The organism is Nocardioides sp. NPDC057577 (genome assembly GCF_042801335.1).
Classification (GTDB): domain Bacteria; phylum Actinomycetota; class Actinomycetes; order Propionibacteriales; family Nocardioidaceae; genus Nocardioides.
In genome coordinates this window covers 44,718-61,166 of the sequence record NZ_JBHVGB010000004.1, presented here as the reverse complement: position 1 = coordinate 61,166, position 16,449 = coordinate 44,718, and the positions used below count along the sequence as shown (strand labels likewise).

The 16,449-nt window shown below is 71.4% G+C and carries 16 protein-coding genes; 4 read left to right on the top strand and 12 right to left on the bottom strand.

Annotated elements, in window-relative coordinates; genetic code table 11:
* Positions 1-78: 78 nt before the first annotated feature.
* The 4 genes from ACFU7D_RS01595 to ACFU7D_RS01580 are packed head-to-tail and all read left to right on the top strand — an operon-like array spanning position 79 to position 4,636.
* Positions 79-1,290 (top strand): GAF domain-containing protein, encoded by a 1,212-nt coding sequence (locus tag ACFU7D_RS01595; RefSeq protein ID WP_378862408.1) that lies wholly within the window; start codon positions 79-81, stop codon positions 1,288-1,290.
* A 1-nt stretch (position 1,291) separates the two neighbouring features.
* A complete protein-coding gene (locus ACFU7D_RS01590; protein ID WP_378862405.1) occupies positions 1,292-2,536 on the top strand; it encodes an iron-containing alcohol dehydrogenase in 1,245 nt (414 codons plus the stop codon).
* A gap of 28 nt (positions 2,537-2,564) precedes the next feature.
* Positions 2,565-3,956 carry a sensor histidine kinase gene (locus ACFU7D_RS01585; protein WP_378862402.1) on the top strand — a complete coding sequence of 464 codons (1,392 nt, stop codon included), beginning with the start codon at positions 2,565-2,567 and terminating at the stop codon, positions 3,954-3,956.
* On the top strand, positions 3,953-4,636 hold the full coding sequence (locus ACFU7D_RS01580; RefSeq protein ID WP_378862399.1) for a response regulator: 684 nt from the start codon (positions 3,953-3,955) through the stop codon (positions 4,634-4,636). The genes ACFU7D_RS01585 and ACFU7D_RS01580 overlap by 4 nt, the downstream gene beginning before the upstream one ends.
* A 17-nt stretch (positions 4,637-4,653) precedes the next feature.
* Here ACFU7D_RS01580 and ACFU7D_RS01575 read toward each other — a convergent pair whose 3' ends face one another.
* From ACFU7D_RS01575 to ACFU7D_RS01520, 12 genes are all read right to left on the bottom strand, one after another.
* Complete coding sequence (locus ACFU7D_RS01575) at positions 4,654-5,259, bottom strand: acetate uptake transporter (RefSeq protein ID WP_378862396.1); 606 nt, start codon at positions 5,257-5,259, stop codon at positions 4,654-4,656.
* A 242-nt stretch (positions 5,260-5,501) separates the two neighbouring features.
* Positions 5,502-6,422: a mycofactocin oligosaccharide methyltransferase MftM gene (gene mftM, locus ACFU7D_RS01570; RefSeq protein WP_378862393.1), complete on the bottom strand. Its 921-nt coding sequence runs from the start codon at positions 6,420-6,422 to the stop codon at positions 5,502-5,504.
* The gene (locus ACFU7D_RS01565) at positions 6,419-7,939 is read right to left on the bottom strand and encodes a VWA domain-containing protein (RefSeq protein ID WP_378862390.1); all 1,521 of its coding nucleotides are present in this window, start codon (positions 7,937-7,939) and stop codon (positions 6,419-6,421) included. Before ACFU7D_RS01565 ends, mftM begins: the two co-directional genes overlap by 4 nt.
* 19 nt (positions 7,940-7,958) lie before the next feature.
* Positions 7,959-9,149: an AAA family ATPase gene (locus ACFU7D_RS01560; protein WP_378862387.1), complete on the bottom strand. Its 1,191-nt coding sequence runs from the start codon at positions 9,147-9,149 to the stop codon at positions 7,959-7,961.
* An 87-nt stretch (positions 9,150-9,236) separates the two neighbouring features.
* A complete protein-coding gene (mdo, locus tag ACFU7D_RS01555; protein WP_378725002.1) occupies positions 9,237-10,529 on the bottom strand; it encodes an NDMA-dependent methanol dehydrogenase in 1,293 nt (430 codons plus the stop codon).
* A 97-nt stretch (positions 10,530-10,626) separates the two neighbouring features.
* Positions 10,627-12,024 carry a mycofactocin biosynthesis glycosyltransferase MftF gene (gene mftF, locus ACFU7D_RS01550; protein WP_378862384.1) on the bottom strand — a complete coding sequence of 466 codons (1,398 nt, stop codon included), beginning with the start codon at positions 12,022-12,024 and terminating at the stop codon, positions 10,627-10,629.
* The gene (gene mftE, locus ACFU7D_RS01545) at positions 12,021-12,716 is read right to left on the bottom strand and encodes a mycofactocin biosynthesis peptidyl-dipeptidase MftE (protein WP_378862381.1); all 696 of its coding nucleotides are present in this window, start codon (positions 12,714-12,716) and stop codon (positions 12,021-12,023) included. The genes mftF and mftE overlap by 4 nt, the downstream gene beginning before the upstream one ends.
* Positions 12,700-13,902, bottom strand: coding sequence for a pre-mycofactocin synthase MftD (gene mftD, locus ACFU7D_RS01540; protein ID WP_378862378.1), 1,203 nt, complete (start codon positions 13,900-13,902; stop codon positions 12,700-12,702). Before mftD ends, mftE begins: the two co-directional genes overlap by 17 nt.
* The gene (gene mftC / locus ACFU7D_RS01535; RefSeq protein WP_378862376.1) at positions 13,899-15,131 is read right to left on the bottom strand and encodes a mycofactocin radical SAM maturase; all 1,233 of its coding nucleotides are present in this window, start codon (positions 15,129-15,131) and stop codon (positions 13,899-13,901) included. The genes mftD and mftC overlap by 4 nt, the downstream gene beginning before the upstream one ends.
* Positions 15,128-15,412: a mycofactocin biosynthesis chaperone MftB gene (gene mftB / locus ACFU7D_RS01530; RefSeq protein ID WP_091043883.1), complete on the bottom strand. Its 285-nt coding sequence runs from the start codon at positions 15,410-15,412 to the stop codon at positions 15,128-15,130. Before mftB ends, mftC begins: the two co-directional genes overlap by 4 nt.
* The gene (gene mftA / locus ACFU7D_RS01525) at positions 15,412-15,516 is read right to left on the bottom strand and encodes a mycofactocin precursor MftA (protein ID WP_378725014.1); all 105 of its coding nucleotides are present in this window, start codon (positions 15,514-15,516) and stop codon (positions 15,412-15,414) included. Before mftA ends, mftB begins: the two co-directional genes overlap by 1 nt.
* Before the next feature lie 102 nt (positions 15,517-15,618).
* Positions 15,619-16,434, bottom strand: a complete 816-nt coding sequence (locus ACFU7D_RS01520; protein WP_378862371.1) for an alpha/beta hydrolase — start codon at positions 16,432-16,434, stop codon at positions 15,619-15,621.
* Between the last annotated feature and the right edge of the window lie 15 nt (positions 16,435-16,449).

Genomic DNA, 16,449 nt, shown 5'->3' with positions numbered 1-16,449 from the left:
CCGGACGCCGGCGAAGATCGACCGAAGCAACGTGAATGCAACCTTCAAATGTGACCCTCATCACTTGAGGAGGTCGGGATGAACCAGACTGAGCAGAACCCCTCGATGCGCGCAGCCGTGGCTGACTCATGGCACCGATCCGCTGCCGCCGGGGTGACCGCGGACGACACGTCCGCGCCGATCACGCTCCCCGAGGACCAGCTGAGGGACATCCGCGCGGCCCATCCGCTGGCGCGGGTGTTCCCGCTCCTCGACGACGTGCTCGGGCAGGCGGCGCGCGACTGCGACGCGATCATGGCCGTCTCGGACGAGGCCGGTCAGCTGCTCTGGGTGTGCGGTGCTCCGGCGGCGCTCCGGCGCGCGGAGCGGATCGGTTTCGTCGCGGGGAGCAACTGGGACGAGCGCCTGGCCGGTACGAACGCGCCCGGGCTCGCGCTCCGGCTCGATCGGCCGACCAGCGTCGTCGCCGCCGAGCACTTCCGGCGCTCGGTGCAGCAGTGGAGCTGCGCCGCGACCCCGATCCACGACCCGGGCGACTCACGCCTGCTCGGCGTCCTCGACATCACCGGCGGCGACTCCATCGTCGTACCCCAGACGATGGCGATGGTCCGCGCCGCGGCGAGGCTGGCGGAGTCCGAGCTCGCCCGCGAGCAGCTGCTGCCGAGGCAGCCCGAGACCCGCCCGGGCTGGGCACGCATCGCGGTGGAGACGCTCGGCCGTCAGGACCTGCTGCTCTCGATCGACGACGGCCGTGGGCACCGCGCGCAGCTGCGGCTCTCCCCCCGCCACAGCGAGATCTTCCTGCTCCTCGCCAGCGCCCCGCGCGGGCTCTCGGGCGACGAGCTCGCGGTCCTTCTGTACGAGGACGACGGCGGCTCCTCGACGCTCCGCGCCGAGCTGAACCGACTGCGCAACCTGCTCGGGGAGGAGTTCCTCGCCTCCCGGCCCTACCGGCTCACGACCGAGGTGACCGGCGACTGGCTGGGCGTGGAGGCACGACTCGCGGTGGGCGACGTCGCGGGCGCGCTCCGCTGCTATCGCGGCCCGATCCTGCCGCGCTCGGTGGCGCCCGGCGTGGTCCGGCTCCGCGAGACGCTGGCGCAGCAGCTGCGCGCGGCGGTGCTGCAGTCGGGTCAGCCCGACCTGGTCTCGACCTGGACGCGGTCGGCGTGGGGTGCCGACGACTACGAGATGTGGCTCCGGCTCCGGGCCCTGCTGCCGTCCGGCTCCCCGTTGCTGGCGCTCGCGGACGGCCAGATCGCCCGGCTGGACCGCGAGGTCGGTCTCTGAGATGGCCGTCGGAGCGGCGCCGACGACGGCGGTGATGGCACGCACCTGGGAGCTGGCTCCTCGCCAGGAGCAGGTCCCACCGACCAGCGCCCCGCTGGACCAGGTCGTGAAGTTCCAGGCGCCCGAGGTGGTCTTCGGGCACAACTCGCTCGAGGAGGCGGGCTATGCCGCCTCCCGGCTGGGGGCCCGGCGACCGTTCGTCGTCACCGACCCCGGCATCGTCGAGGCCGGCTGGGTCGACGAGCTGCTCCGGCTGCTCCGGGCCGAGGGTCTCGTCCCGGTGCTGTGGACCGAGGTCACGCCGAACCCCAAGGACCACGAGGTACGCCGCGCCTACGAGCGCTACGTCGAGGCCGAGGCGGACGTCATCGTGGCCATCGGCGGCGGCTCCTGCATGGATGCGGCCAAGGGTGTCGCGGTGCTCTCGGGCAACGGTGGCGACATCCTCGACTACGCCGGGATCGACCAGATCGCGCGCCCGATCCCGCCGATGCTGATGATCCCCAGCACCTCGGGGACCGGCGCCGACGTCTCCCAGTTCTGCATCGTCACCGACACCGACCGCCGCGTGAAGATCACGATCATGGGCCGCGCCCTGGTGCCCGATGTCTCGATCACCGACCCCCGGCTGCTGACCACCATGCCGGAGGCACTCAACGCCGCGACCGGTCTGGACGCGCTCACCCATGGCATCGAGTCGTACGTCTCGCTGGCGCACAACCCGCTGGCCGACGGCCACGCGATCAGCTCGGTCGCGCTCGTCTGCCGGCACCTACGCTCGACCGTCACCCACCCGGGCGACATGGAGCACCGCGCGATGATGGCGCAGGCGAGCCTGCAGGCGGGCCTGGCCTTCACCAATGCGATCCTCGGCGCGACCCACGCGATGAGCCACCAGGTCGGCGGGCTGCTCGACGCCCCGCACGGCGTGGTCAACGGCGTCCTGCTCCCGCACGTGATCCGCTACAACGCACGCTCGGTCCCCGATCGGTTCGTCGGCCTCGCCCGAGCCGCCTGCCTGCCGGTCGACGGTGTCCCCGGTGAGGTCGCGGCCGAGATGCTCGCCGATCACGTCAGACGCCTGGCCGACGATGTCGGCGTACCCCGGCGGCTGCGGGACCTCGGGGTGACCGACACCGATCTCGACACCCTGTCGGTGACGACGCTCGACGACGCCTGCCTGACGACGAATCCGCGACCGGCGAGCCGCGCCGAGATCCACGCGCTCTTCCGGACGGCGCTATGAGGAGCTCTGGGGCTGTGAAGGCGATCCAGTGAGCGCCCCCGATCTGGCGGCACTGACCGGCGTACGTTCTGGCAAGCGCTCCTACTACCGCGCGTTCCTGCGCTCCGACGAGCGGATGCAGCAGGCCGTACGCGCCATGGACTCGATCTCGCGGGCGCTGGTGCGCACGGTCGAGGGTCCGCGGGCGCTCCTGGAGGAGGTGGCCCGCGCCGCCGCGGTGCACCTCGCCGCGGAGTGGACGATCCTGGCGCTGGCCGACGGCCATCTGCCCGGCGCGAGACCGAGGTTCATCGTCGTCGGCCATGACGGCCGGGTGGTCGGTGACGAGGAGGAGCTCCCCGGAGTCGTACGTCGCGAGCTCGGCGCGATCCGGGCCGGACATGCGACCGGGGCGCCCGGGCCGGCTCGCTGGGTCCGGGTGCCGATGACGCTGGAGAGCGTCATGATCGGCAGCCTGGTCGGTCTCCACGGGCTCGCCGACGACCCGGAGCCCGGGGACCTGTCGGTGCTGCGGATCCTGGCCAACGAGGCCGCGGTGGCGCTGCACACCTCCGAGCAGTACCAGGCCGGGCTCGCCCAGCACCGGCGCGCCCAGCGGCTCTACGACGAGGTCGGTGCCCGGGAGCGCGACCTCGAGCAGCGGACCCGCGAGCTGCGCCAGGCCGAGGAGCGGCTGCTGGTGGCGCGACAGCGAGAGCTGGTCGACCACGAGCGCCACCGCATCGCGCGCGAGCTCCACGACAGCGTCACCCAGTTCGTGCTGTCGGCGGGGATGTCGGTCGAGATCGCGCGCGGCGAGACGGAGGACCTCGGACCGGCCGGCGAGCGGATCACCGAGCTCCTCGGCACCGCGAAGCAGCTCACCCAGGACGCCGTCGAACAGCTCCGGCGGGCGATCTACGCACTGCACCAGCCGCACCGCGACACGGTGTCCTCGCTTCCCGAGCTGCTGCACGAGGTCGCCGAGCACCACCGTCCGCACCTGGACGTGTCGGTGCGGGTGGAAGGCGAGGTGTGCCCGATGCCGGCCGAGGCCAAGCACGACATCGCCCGCGCGGTCGGCGAGGCGCTCTTCAACGTTGCGATCCACGCCGAGGCCGGCCAGGCGGTGCTCCGGCTCCGCTACCGCAAGCACGAGCTCTACGTCGGGGTCGCCGACGACGGCTGTGGCGATCCGGGCCTGCTCGCCCGGAAGCTGCGGCTCGAGCGCGGCGCCTCGGTCGACGGCAGGCACCGGGGCCTGGCGAACATCGAGACCCGGATCGGCGAGCTCGGCGGCACCGTCGCGTTCCGGCGCTCGCACCTCGGCGGCGTGCGGGTGGAGCTCCGGGTGCCGCTGCCGGTCGTCGACCGCGGCCGAGGAACGATCTGCGGGCTCATCGAGGACCCGCAGCAGCCGCTCGAAGGGATGGACCCATGAACACGCTCAGCCCGCCGCAGGCGGTCCCCGACCAGGCCACGGCCGGCATCGACGTACTGCTGGTCGATGATCACGCGATCGTCCGTCAGGGTCTGCGCTCGATCCTCGAGCGCGAGCCCGGCCTCCGGGTCGTCGCGGAGGCGGCGACGGCGGCCGAGGCGCTGGCCCGGGTCAACAGCGCGCGTCCGGACATCGTGCTGCTCGACCTGAAGCTCTCCTCGTCCTCGGACGCCGAGGGCCTCGAGCTGTGCGCCGCACTGACCCAGCGGCACCCGGAGGCGCTGATCCTCGTGCTGACGACGTTCCTGGACGAGCAGCTGGTGATGCAGGCGATCCGCGCCGGCGCCCGCGGCTATGTCGTCAAGGACGTCGACACCACCGGGCTGGTCCGCGCGATCCGGGACGTCGCGAGCGGCGGGAGCGCCTTCGACGCGCGCTCCGCGGCGGCGATGATCCGTGGCGTGAACATGCCTGTGACCAGCGACGACTCCGAGCTCACCGCCCGCGAGCTCGAGGTGCTGGAGCTGCTCGCGCACGGGCTGTCGAACCGTGCGATCGGCCACCGGCTCTACATCTCCGACACCACCGCCAAGTTCCACGTGGGCAACATCCTGCGGAAGCTGGGCGTCAGCCGCCGGGCCGAGGCGGTGTACGAGGCGTCCAAGCTCGGCCTCCTCTGACCCGGCGGCCGGCGACATCACGGCACCGGCAGGACCGTGCGGTCCCAGGTGGTGTTCACGATGATCGCGGCGGAGGCGTAGAGCGCCACCAGGGCGTCGAGGATCAGCAGAAAGCCGGCGGTCCGGCCGAGGGCGGCGCTGCCGAGGAACGACCCGAACGCGGCCAGGTAGAAGACGCCGGCGAGGAGCACGAAGATCACGATCGTGGTGGTGTTGGTGCGCAGCGCGGCCAACAGCATGTAGGTGGTGAACACCGCCCAGGCCAGCAGGAACATCCCCGTGATCGCCGCCCCGCCCGCGGTCACCATCGGGCCGTAGAACTGCACGAGCAAAGCGTAGGAGAGCCAGAACCCGGCGTACGCGGTGAACACCAGCGCCGGGAACGTCTCACCTCGCCGGAAGTGGACCAGGCCGGCCACCAGCTCGGTCGCGAAGCCCAGCGCCAGCGCGAGGGGCAGGACTGCCGGCAGCGCGGCAGCGTCCACGATCCCCGACATCACGGTGGCCAGGACGAGCGCCGAGATCCCGAAGCTGGCCAGACCGAGCGGGAACGGGTCGCCCCACGTCGCCGGCGCGACGGCTCGAGTGGTCGGTACCTCTGCATCGATGGATGTGTTCGTCATCAGTTCCTCCAGGGATTCAACCGTCGTCCGGCTGGGCCACGGTTCTCACAAAGTAGTGACGTACGACACACCCACGGACCCGCCGAGTGGGCGGTCGCACACCTGCCCTCGGGTAGGTCTCCAGCGCCGTCGCGTACGGCCGACGGACAGGTCGGACCGGGCTCTGACCAGGACTGACGCGGCGACAGGAGGATGGCTGCGAGTGCGCGTCGTCGACGGACAGGTCGACCGGTGAGGAACGATCAGCGGTCGGTGTCGATGATCAGCCAGCCGCCGTGGTGCTCGATCACCCGGTGCGGGCGTCCCGAGGCCGCGCCCCACGCGGCGAGGTCCTCCAGCGACACCGTCCGGACGTGTCCCCAGGTCTCGTCGGGCTCGTCCTCGAGAGGTACGGCGATCACCACGCGGCGTCGCGCCACCCGGATCGCCTCCGCGACCGCCCGGTCGCCGAGGTCGGGCTCGAGGTGCTCGAGCAGGTGGATCAGGAGCACGTTGTCGGCCGCGCCGCCCTGCCACGGCAACCTCGTGGCGTCCGCCGCGCGTGCGGCCAGGGGGATGTCGAGCCGGGCTGCCGCGGCGTTCAGCAGCGCGACGGTGCCGGCGGAGATGTCCGAGGCGGTCACCTGCCATCCGGCGGAGGCCAGCCGGAGCGCGAGGAACCCGAAGCAGCAGCCCACCTCCAGGACGGAGCCGCTCGCGAGCTGCTGCTCGACGAAGCGGTAGACGGGGGCGTACTCGGCGACGGTTCCGTGAGGAGCGCCGGCGCCGCCGGGCCGGCGCAGTTCTTGCTCCACGCGCCGCAGGGTGTTGCGGTAGAACGCGGACCAGGCCTGCTCCGGATCGGGAGCGCTGCTGACCACGACGCCGGTGAAGAGCCGCTCGAACAGGTCCGGGCCACGGAGCCAGCCCGGCTGGAACAGCTCCTCGGCCAGCAGACCGGAGAGGTCGTCGTCGATCTGGTCCGTACGCAGGCAGTGGATCAGGTGGACCTGGTCCCCCTCGCGGTGCACGTCGAAGTGGCGAGTGCGGATCGTCCCGAGCTGGCGCCGCGGGCGGGTGCCCTGCCAGGACCGGACGCTCACCACCCCGTCCTGGTAGACCCCGGCCTCGGGGCCCGGCCGCAGCGCGTCGATCACCGCCAGGCGGCTGGGCGGTGTGGTCATCGGCCGACCGACATCGCCTGGGTGACGTTGTCCAGCCCGCGCAGGTTCCGGACGACCTGGACCTTGTCGCACCACTCCGCGTACTCCGGCAGATCACAGCCACCGAGCGCCCACGAGTAGCGCGGCTCGGGGGTGAGCCAGATCGTCGACCGGGCGCGCCGGGTGAGCTCCTCGAAGGCGGCGAAGCCGGGATCCTTGCCGTTGCCGCGGCCGTCACCGAGGATCACCAGCGTGGTGCGCCGGTTGACGGCCGAGCCGAACTGCTCGAGGAACTGCTCGAAGCTGGCGCCGTAGTCCGAGTCCGCGTCCACGTCGAGCACGCCTCCGGCCGGCAGGCCCGCCAGCACCAGGGACAGCGCGTCCTCGATCCGGTGCTCGGCGAACAGGTCGGTGATCTCCACCAGGTCCTTCACGAACGCGAAGGACCGGACCGAGGTGGCGACCGACTGCAGGCTGTGCAGCAGGTGCAGCGTGAAGCGGGCGGTGGAGCGTACGGACAGGGAGACGTCGCAGAGGACGAGCAGCCGGGGCCGGTCGTGCGCCTTCGCGACGGTCACCGGGCGGAACGGGACGCCGTCGTACTTCATGTTGGTGCGCATCGTCCGGCGGCCGTCGACGATGCCCCGGGCGGCGACCGTACGCCGCGGGCGCGGGGCGCCGTGGAGCTTCCGGAGCAGCCGCCGCAGCGACTCCTCCAACGCGGCGCGGTCGTGCTCGGCCACGGTCTCGGCCTGCGCCGCCCGGATCTCCCGGGACTCGATCTCACGCTCCATGCTCATCAGCCGCTCGAGGTGGTCCCGGATCCGCTCGGGCAGCGTGGCCAGCCACGGCGAGAGCGCCTTGCGGAGCTCCGCGAGGGCCTCGTCGTCGTCGCCTCCGCTCTCGGGATCGCGCTCCTCGAGCCAGCTCAGCAGCGCGATCTCCTCCTGCACCGACAGCTCCGTCTCGAGCTGCATCCCGGCGTCGCGGATCAGGTCACCCGGGTTGCCGGGGTTGTGCATCCGGCTGGTCGAGAGCTGGACGCGGGCGGCCTCCCCTGGGCTCGACTTCGGGTCGTTGGAGAGCACGATCTCGTCGGTGAGCGCGGCGATGTCGATCTTGTTCGCCTCCTGGTGGAGGTTGTAGCGCTGGGCCATGTCCTCGGGCTTGAAGTACTCCTTGATTTCGTCCGGCTTGCCGTGGCTGTGGCCGTCCTCCGGCACCTCGCCCGGCTCCTCGGAGAGCGTGAAGTCGGTGAGCTCGCCGTCGTCGGAGAGGTCGTCGTGGGTGTGGCCGTGCTCGTCCTCCTCCTCGACCACCGGCCGCAGCCCGAAGAACCGGTCGAAGACCAGGTCGAACATGGCCAGATCGCGGCGGTCCTTGACCAGGCTCGCGGTCAGTGCGGCGTGAAGCACGTGGCGCTGCTCGAGCACCCCGGGCTGCGCGACCGCGTGCATCGCGTCGATCACCTCGGCGGTGCTCACGCGTACGCCGTAGAGCCGGAGCAGCCGGATGAAGCGGTGCAGTGCGGTCTCCATGTCGGGCCTCGATCCTGGCTCAGACCGGGCGCTTGCGGGCCGAGGGGAACGCCCGGCTGCCCTGACTCGTCGAGACCGACGGGGCCGTACGCGGCCCGGTGCCGCCGGCACCGCCGTAGTAGCCCGCGTTGTGCCGGCCGGGCTGGTCCTTCGCCTTCCGCTCGGCGCGACCGTCGACGTCGTCCTCGACACGGTCCTCGGCTGCGGCGTGGGAGTGGCCATGACCGTGCCCGTGACCATGCCCGTGGCCGTGCAGGTGGTCGGGCACCTCGGCGTTCGGGTCGACGAGCCGCGGCAATGCCTCCATGACCCGCTTCAGGTCGCGCTCGTACTTCACGACCACGTTGAGCGTCGTGGAGAGCACGTCGGCGGTGAGCTCCTCGACGCCGAGCACCGCCAGCGTGCGGGCCCAGTCGACGGTCTCGGAGATGCTGGGCGCCTTGCGCAGCTCGAGCTCGCGGATGCCGCGGACGATGTCGACGAGCCGCGCCGCGAGCGAGTCGACGAGCCCGGTCTCCTTGGACCGGATGATCTCCAGCTCACGGGCCGCGTCGGGGTAGTCGAGGAAGAGGTGCAGGCACCGGCGCTTGAGCGCGGCGGATAGATCGCGGGTGTTGTTCGAGGTCAGGACGACGTACGGCATCGTCCTGGCGGTCACGGTGCCGATCTCGGGGATGGAGATCTGGAACTCGGCGAGCAGCTCGAGCAGCACCGCCTCCAGGGCCTCGTCGGCCCGGTCGACCTCGTCGATGAGGAGCACGACCGGGGTGTCGGAGTCGATCGCCTCGAGCAGCGGCCGGGCGGCCAGGAAGCGCTGGGAGAAGAAGACCGAGTCCTGCTTGGCGATCCGTTCGACGGCCTCGTTCAGGTCGGCCGCGTCCTCGACGACCTGGCCGATCTTCTCGCGCAGGATCTGGGTGTAGAGCATCTGCTTGCCGTAGTCCCACTCGTAGAGCGCCTTCGTCTCGTCCTGGCCCTCGTAGCACTGCAGCCGGATCAGGCGCCGCCCGGTCGCGGCGGCGAGGCTCTCCGCCAGCTGCGTCTTGCCGACGCCCGCCGGGCCCTCGAGCAGGACCGGCTTCTCCAGCCGCGTCTGCAGGAAGACCGTGGTGGCGAGCCGGTCGTCGGCGAGGTAGCCGCACGCCGCCAGCTGGGCGCGGGTGTCCTCGACGTCGGTGAAGCCCTGGATCGGTTCGGTGGTGGTCGACACGTGCACTCCTCGAGGTGGTGGGTGGGGCGAGGTGGCGGGTCCGGCTGGTGATCTCAGTGGGCCGGACCCGCCACGAGGGGGAGACGATCAGCCGAGCAGGTCGTCCAGGTCGCCGTTCAGGCAGTGGTCGACCACCGGACGTACGGTCTCGAACGTGCACTCCTTGGCGTTGCCCGGCGTGCAGGCGTCACCGAGGACGTGGTGGGTGATCCGGTCGACGTCCGCGGCGTCGCCGAGGATCGTCGGGGCGTTCTCGTAGTAGGCGGTCGGACCCTGGCCGAGCCGGTTCTTCGAGTACGTGTCCTTCGTGACGTCCACGAACCGCTCGGTGATGCCGACGTCGCGCAGCAGCCGGATGGCCGCGGCGAGCGCCGCGTCGGCGGCCTGCACGTCGGTCATGCCGTGGGTGTCGACGCCCATCGCGCGGGCGATGTCGGCGAACCGCTTGTAGTGCGTCGGCATGTTGAACGCCCACACCCGCGGCAGCGCGATCGCGTTGTTGAGGCCGTGGTGGGTGTCGTAGAACGCGCTGATGGCGTGGCTGATCGAGTGGATGATGCCGAGGCCGCCGGAGTTGAACGCCTGGGCGGCGATGTACTGCGCGTACATCATCCCCTCGCGGCCGCCGAGGTCCTGACCGTTCCAGACCGCCTGCCGCAGGTTCTCCGAGGTCAGCTTGATCGCGTGCAGCGCGTTGCCGAGCGAGGGCTGGAAGTTGATCCGGGAGACGTACGGCTCGCTGGCGTGCGCCAGGACGTCGAAGCCGCACTGAGCGGTGTAGTCGACCGGGCAGTCGAAGTAGAGCACCGGGTCGTCGATCGCCAGGCTGGCGACCGAGGCGTCGTCGAACGCGACGTACTTGTGCGGGTTGTCCGGGTCGGTGGTGGTGTCGGTGATGACGTACGCCCAGGACGTCTCGGACCCGGTGCCGGCCGTGGTCGAGACGGCGATGTGCGGCGGGTTCTTCGGGTTCTCGGACATGTTGAAGCCCTCGAACTCGTTGACGTTGCGGCCGTCGTGGGCGACCGAGATGCGCGCGCCCTTACAGGCATCGTGCGACGAGCCGCCGCCGATGGAGACGAACGAGTCGCACTCGTTCTCCTGGTAGAGCTTCACCGAGTCCATGACGTTGTAGTCCTTGGGGTTGGACTCGACCTTGTCGTACACGACGACCTCGAGGCCGTGGTACTTCATCGACTCGACGATCTTGTTGACGATGTCCGTGCCGCGCAGGCCGGACGTCATCACCAAGGTCTTGCGGAAGCCCATCTTGAGGGCCTCGGGCCCGATCATCTCGTGAGCGCCGGGGCCCATGAGGGCTCGGGGGAACGGGTGGAACTCCTTGATCGGGAAGGGCTTGAGTAGTTCGTCGACCTGCATGGCAAACCTCCGTTGGTGTGTGACGCTCAGCACATTAGGTACGCCGACAGAGCCGCGAACAGGCGAGGAACGGGAAACAGGCCGGCCCGGGAGGGGCCTACCTACCCGTTGGGAGAGGTGCTCCCTGCCCGGGTCGGCGCGGCAGCAGACAGGTGATCGAACGCGCTCTGAGCGCACCGGCCCACAGCCCCGTGCCGTACGCCATGTCGTCGAGGCGCCGGGCCAGCGGCCGGTATCTCGTGCCAGGGTTGTCGACCTGGGCGACGACCACGTCGACGACCAGCGAGGCGGCGAGGGCGCGCCGGACCAGGGCGCTGTGCGGGGCCAGGATCAGGGTCAGCGGCCACCAGTGCCGCAGGAGCAGCGCGGCCTGCTGGCGGACCGTCCAGCCGAGACCCTGGGCGCAGAGCTGGACCGCGAGCCGGTCCCGTCCGGGGGTCTCCGGCAGCCGCTTTCGCAGCGAGAGCGTGCCGTAGGCGATCCCCGCCGCGGCGACCGGGAGAGACCACCGGCGGTGCACCATCAGGGCGGCCGCGGTGGCCGCCATGCTCACCGTCATCACCGCCGGCGCGCCCTTGCGGCCGTGTCTCACGGCGAGGTCGGCGCCGCCGGTGCCGTAGAGGTACTTGCGGCCCAGCCAGCCGAGGACCGTGGTGCGGGTGTCGTGCCAGGCCACCTGCTCCGGGTCGTAGCGGACGACCTCCCCCGCCTCGACCAGCCGCCAGACCAGATCGACGTCCTCGCCCACCCGCATCGACTCCTCGAACCCCGCCCCGAGCCGATCCGTACGTCCCACCAGGCAGGCGCTGGGCAGCCAGCCCACCGCGGCCCCGGGGCGTACGACGCAGGCACGGGTGCCGAGGGCTAGGGAGGAGTCGTCCTCGTCGAAGCGCTCGAACCACCGCGGCGCCCGGCTCCGGGCGCGGCTACGGACCAGCGGCGCCACCAGCGCGACGCGGCTGTCGGCGAAGTGGCGGGTGAGGGCCAGGAGCATGCTCGCCTCGACCGTGACGTCGGAGTCGACGAAGGCGACGTACGGGGTGCGGACGACCCGCAGGCCGGCGTTGCGGGCGCCGGCGGGGCCGACGTTCTCCGGCAGCTGCACGAGATGGGCGCCGTGCCGGTTGGCGACCCTCGCGACGGCATCGGGATCGAGGGAGGCGTCGTCGACGACGATGCGATGGAGTGCTCCCAGCGAGGCGAGGGCGCGGTCGAGCTGGTCGGGCCGGTCACGCACCGGGATCACGACGGTGAGCTCGGCCGGGTCCACCCCGAGACCGGTGAGCACTGGATCGGCCAGGTTGCCGTCGACGAGCCTGGCGGCGAGGGCCTCGGTGGCCGCGTCGACGACCGTGACCTCGCCGGTCCGCAGGAGCGCCAGCGCCGCGTCCGTGAGCCGGACGGCCCGCAGCGGCGAGCCACCGACCAGCAGCCGCCGGTCGATGCGGCGTACGTCCTCCCGGAGCCGGACCCGGAAGCCGATCGGGTATCTCACCCCACGGCCACGCCACCGGGCGCCAGCACGTCCATGGTGGTCTGCTCGATCATCGTGGCGAGCGCCTCCGCTCCCTGGGCCGCGGTGGACCCGGTCGGATCGCCGAGGACGCCGTTGGCGGAGACCGCCGCGACCCCGCCCGTCCGCATGAGCGGGAGGATCTCGGCGAGTGGTCGGGTGTCGCCCGGCTCGGCCAGCTCCAGACGCACCGATTCGGGCCGCAGGTGCAGCATCAGGGACGTCTCGGTGCGGCCGGCGTGCAGGTCGAAGTCCTCGGTGCGGCACGGCAACCAGCACGCCTGCTGGCGTTCGAAGGCGAGCTGGTTGACCGCGCTGGTCAGGGCGGCGGCGTTGCCGCCGTGGCCGTTGACGAGCACCACCCGTTCGGCCCAGGTGCGGGCCGAGCGGACCAGCTCGACGACGACCAGATGGAGCGCGTCGCTGCCGATCGACACGGTGCCGGCGAACGACTGGTGCTCGCCGCTGGAGCCGATCGCGATCGGTGGCGCCGTCCAGCTCTGGACACCCTGCTCCGCGAGCCGTTCGGCCACTCCCTGCGTGACCGCCGTCGCGATCGTCGTGTCGGTGTCGAGGGGAAGGTGCGGTCCGTGCTGCTCCAGCGACCCGACGGGCACCAGCAGGACCGACCCGCTGCCGACCTGCGGCCAGGTGGCGTCACCCAGTGCGTACATGGAAGCCCTCCGGGACGAGCAGGTGCTCGGGCCGCAGCTCGGTGACCGACCCGAGAGCGAGCCCCCGCAGCGCGGAGTCGATGCCACCGCTCAGCACGTCGAGGACGTTCTCGACCCCGGCCTGACCGTTGGCGGCCAGGCCCCACAGATAGGCACGGCCGATCAGCACCGCCTTCGCACCGAGCGCGAGCGCCTTGACGACGTCGGAGCCGCGGCGTACGCCTCCGTCCATCACCACGTCGACCTGGTCGCCGACGCGGTCGGCGATCGGCTTGACCATCCGGATCGCGGCCGGGGTGCCGTCGAGGTTGTTCCCGCCGTGGTTGGACACGGAGATGCCCGCGACCCCCGCATCGACCGCACGGAGCGCGTCGTCGACCCGGCACACGCCCTTCAGCACGAACGGGGTGCCACTGATCTGGTGCCACTGCTCGCGCATCCAGGCGACATCCTCCCAGCTCGGCGGCGGGGTGGTCATCCACTCGTAGTAGGCACCGAAGAACGTCGGGGCGCTGCCGCCCGGCGGGGCGAGGTTCGGGGCGGTGAGATCGGGGAACGAGCCGGTCCGCCCGAACTGCCACGCCCACCGGGGCCGGGCCGCCACCTGCGGCGCCAGCCGCATCACCGTGCGCAGGTCGACCTTCTCCGGGATCTCCGGGCTGCCCCAGTCGCGACCCATCGAGAAGGACCAGTCGAGCGTGGCGATCAGGCCCTGGGCGCCGGCGGCGTGCGCCCGCTGCATCCGCTGGACGATCGTGTCGCGGTCGCCGGTCCAGTACATCTGGAAGAACGTGGTCGCGCCCGTCGCCGTCACGTCCTCCACCGACCTCGAGGCGAAGTTGGACAGGCCCATGATCGTGCCGCGGGCCGCGGCGGCCCGGGCGACCGCGACCTCGCCGTCGGGGTCGACGGCCTGGACCCCGGTGGGGCTGATCAGGACCGGCAGCGGCACGGAGTGGCCGAAGACGGTCGTCCCCAGGTCACGCTTGGCGTGCTGGCCGACGACGTGCGGTGCCCAGCCGAGCTCGGCGAAGGCGTCCTGGTTGTCGGTCATGCTCTGGCCTCGCTCGGAGCCGGCCACGAGCGCGCCGTAGACCGGCTTCGGCAGCCGGCGGCGGGCCCGTTCCTGAGCCACCGCGACCGACTCGAACCACGGGTTCTTCTTCCAGGGGTTCGCGAGCCTCACGACAGCTCACCTCCGGCGAGCGGGTCCTCGTTGCAGGCGGAGACGGGGCGCCGCCGGGTGGTGCCGAGGTTCAGCAGCACCGGTGCGTTGCGGCTGGCCTGGCTGCGGGAGTGGTCCTGACTCGCCTGCGGCACGAGCCGGTCGCCGGCCAGCGCCGTCTCGCCGTAGCCCTGGACGCACTCCGGGTCCGGTCCGTCCAGCGGCAGCCCGGTGAAGAACTTGGCGGCCATGCAGCCTCCACGGCAGGCGTCGAAGTGCTGGCACTTCGTGCAGGCTCCGCCGGTCTGCGGCGAGCGCAGCTCGGTGAACAGCGGCGAGGACTGCCACACCTCCTTGAACCCTCCCTCACCGAGCAGGTTGCCGGCCAGGAACTGGTCGTGGATCGCGAACGGACAGGCGTAGACGTCGCCGATCGGGTCGATCAGGCAGACCACCCTTCCGGCCCCGCACAGGTTGAGGCCCGGCAGGGACTCGCCGTAGGCTGCCAGGTGGAAGAACGAGTCGCCGGTGAGCACGTCCTCGCCATGAGCCATCAGCCAGTCGTAGAGCTCACGCTGCTGCTCGGGTAGCGGGTGCAGCTCGTCCCAGACGTCGGCGCCGCGACCCGACGGGCGCAGCCGGGTGAGGCGCAGGGTGGCGCCGTACTCGTCCGCGATGGCCTTGAAGTCGTCGAGCTGGCCGATGTTCTCCCGGGTGCAGACGACGGAGATCTTGGCGTCGGAGAAACCGGCGTCGCGGAGGTTCCTCAGGGCCTTGAGCGCGGTGTCGTACGAACCCGCTCCACGGACCCGGTCGTTGACCTCCGCCGTCGCGCCGTCCAGCGAGATCTGTACGTCGACATAGTCCGTCGAGGCCAGGAAGGCCGCGCGCTCGGGAGTGATCCGGAAGCCGTTGGTGGAGAACTTCACGCCGACCTGGTGGTCGACGGCGTACTCCACGAGCTCCCAGAAGTCGGGGCGGATCGTCGGCTCGCCGCCGCCGATGTTGACGTAGAAGATCTGCATCCGCTGCAGCTCGTCGATGACGGCCTTGCACTGCTCGGTGCTGAGCTCGCGCGGGTCGCGCCGGCCCGAGCTCGACAGGCAGTGGGCGCACTCGAGGTTGCAGGCGTACGTCAGCTCCCAGGTCAGGCAGATCGGGGCGTCGAGGCCGAACTCGAACTGCTCGACGAGACTGCCGCCTGCGGGACGGCCCGTGGGAGTGGTGGGGCGTTCTGGTGCGAGGGTCACGCTGCCTCCTCATGGCGGGGGCGGATCATGTCGGTCTCGGCGAGGGCGCGGAGCGCCGCTGCGTACGCGTCGTGCTGCTCCGGCGGGATGCCTGCGGCGTCGAGCGCGCTGCCGAGACGAGGGTGCTGCTCGAGGAGCCGGACCACCTCGACCAGCTCCGGCCGCTTGAGGAAGGTCAGCTTCCGGTTGCCGAAGTGGTAGGCGAGAGCCCCGAAGGGCTCAGGACGCAGCGCCACCGAGGGCGAGAGTGTCCACGGCTCCTCGAGCATGCGATCGGGCATCAGTAGACGCCGCACATTCCGTCGATCGAGACCTCCTCGATGAGGTCCTCGGTGGCGACGTCGGTGGCGATGTCGGTCGGGTTCGACTCGTTCTGGGGTTCCATCTGCTGCTCCTCTCACGGGGTGACCGTTCGCACGTTAATCACGGCGTGAGCCGAGCAACCTCCCCGATCGGAGAGTCTTGCGGGCAGGATCAGGGAGGAGAATCAGCTCGTGGCGTACGCGACGATCTGCTGACCGAGCGGCGAGAGCCGGCCCTCCTCGACCACCAGCTCCCAGCCATGCCCCGCCTCGGCGGGCACGAACTCCGAGGACGTGGCCTGCGCCAGCGCCTGGGCGGCGTCCGCCTCCTCGGCACCGTCGGTGTCCTCGGCGATGGCGACCAGGCCCGGCGTGCTGATCGAGTCGGCGACCGACGCCAGATCGACGCCGGCCCAGTTCGACGGCCCCGACAGGTCGACCCAACCGTCGACGTCGACGCCTGCGGCGACGGCGCGTACGGTCTGGCTGCCTCCCATCGAAGCGCCGACCAGCACGACCGGCGCGCCCGGCCACTGCTTCTCGACCTCGGCCAGCGCCGCCTCCACCTGCGGGACCGGGTCGTCGGGATCCTCGATCGTGCAATCCGCGCCGCCGTAACCGCACTGGTCGAACGAGAGGCCGGCGACGCCCTGGAGAGCTGCCAGGATCGCGAAGTCACCCCACCCGCAGCGGTCCCCGTCGGTCTGATGGAGCATCACCAGCACCGCCGACGGAGCCCGGTCCTCCGGAGGCGAGAACCGGATGGCCGGCAGCTCGAGGTCCTTGCCGGCGACCTGCATCGGCTCCACCCCGGCGTCGGTCTCGGGCAGGAAGCAACCGCCGAGCTCGCCCTGGAGGTACGGCCCGTCCGTCGGCAGCAGGGGACCCGACTCCTTCGCCTGCCCGGCGCCCCCGTCCTCAGCACCGTTCTCCGCCCCGCACCCGGCCATCAGCACGCCGAGGATCGCCACCCCGGCCGCTACACCCTTCACGCTCCGCATATGTCAATATTGACA

Excerpts from the sequence above, each read along its gene's own strand:
- ACFU7D_RS01520 (WP_378862371.1), bottom strand. The coding sequence starts at position 16,434 with ATGCGGAGCGTGAAGGGTGTAGCGGCCGGGGTGGCGATCCTCGGCGTG.
- mftE (WP_378862381.1), bottom strand. The coding sequence starts at position 12,716 with ATGTACGCACTGGGTGACGCCACCTGGCCGCAGGTCGGCAGCGGGTCG.
- ACFU7D_RS01580 (WP_378862399.1), top strand. The coding sequence starts at position 3,953 with ATGAACACGCTCAGCCCGCCGCAGGCGGTCCCCGACCAGGCCACGGCC.
- ACFU7D_RS01575 (WP_378862396.1), bottom strand. The coding sequence starts at position 5,259 with ATGACGAACACATCCATCGATGCAGAGGTACCGACCACTCGAGCCGTC.
- mftB (WP_091043883.1), bottom strand. The coding sequence starts at position 15,412 with ATGCCCGATCGCATGCTCGAGGAGCCGTGGACACTCTCGCCCTCGGTG.
- mftA (WP_378725014.1), bottom strand. The coding sequence starts at position 15,516 with ATGGAACCCCAGAACGAGTCGAACCCGACCGACATCGCCACCGACGTC.
- ACFU7D_RS01595 (WP_378862408.1), top strand. The coding sequence starts at position 79 with ATGAACCAGACTGAGCAGAACCCCTCGATGCGCGCAGCCGTGGCTGAC.
- ACFU7D_RS01565 (WP_378862390.1), bottom strand. The coding sequence starts at position 7,939 with ATGGAGACCGCACTGCACCGCTTCATCCGGCTGCTCCGGCTCTACGGC.
- ACFU7D_RS01590 (WP_378862405.1), top strand. The coding sequence starts at position 1,292 with ATGGCCGTCGGAGCGGCGCCGACGACGGCGGTGATGGCACGCACCTGG.
- mdo (WP_378725002.1), bottom strand. The coding sequence starts at position 10,529 with ATGCAGGTCGACGAACTACTCAAGCCCTTCCCGATCAAGGAGTTCCAC.
- mftM (WP_378862393.1), bottom strand. The coding sequence starts at position 6,422 with ATGACCACACCGCCCAGCCGCCTGGCGGTGATCGACGCGCTGCGGCCG.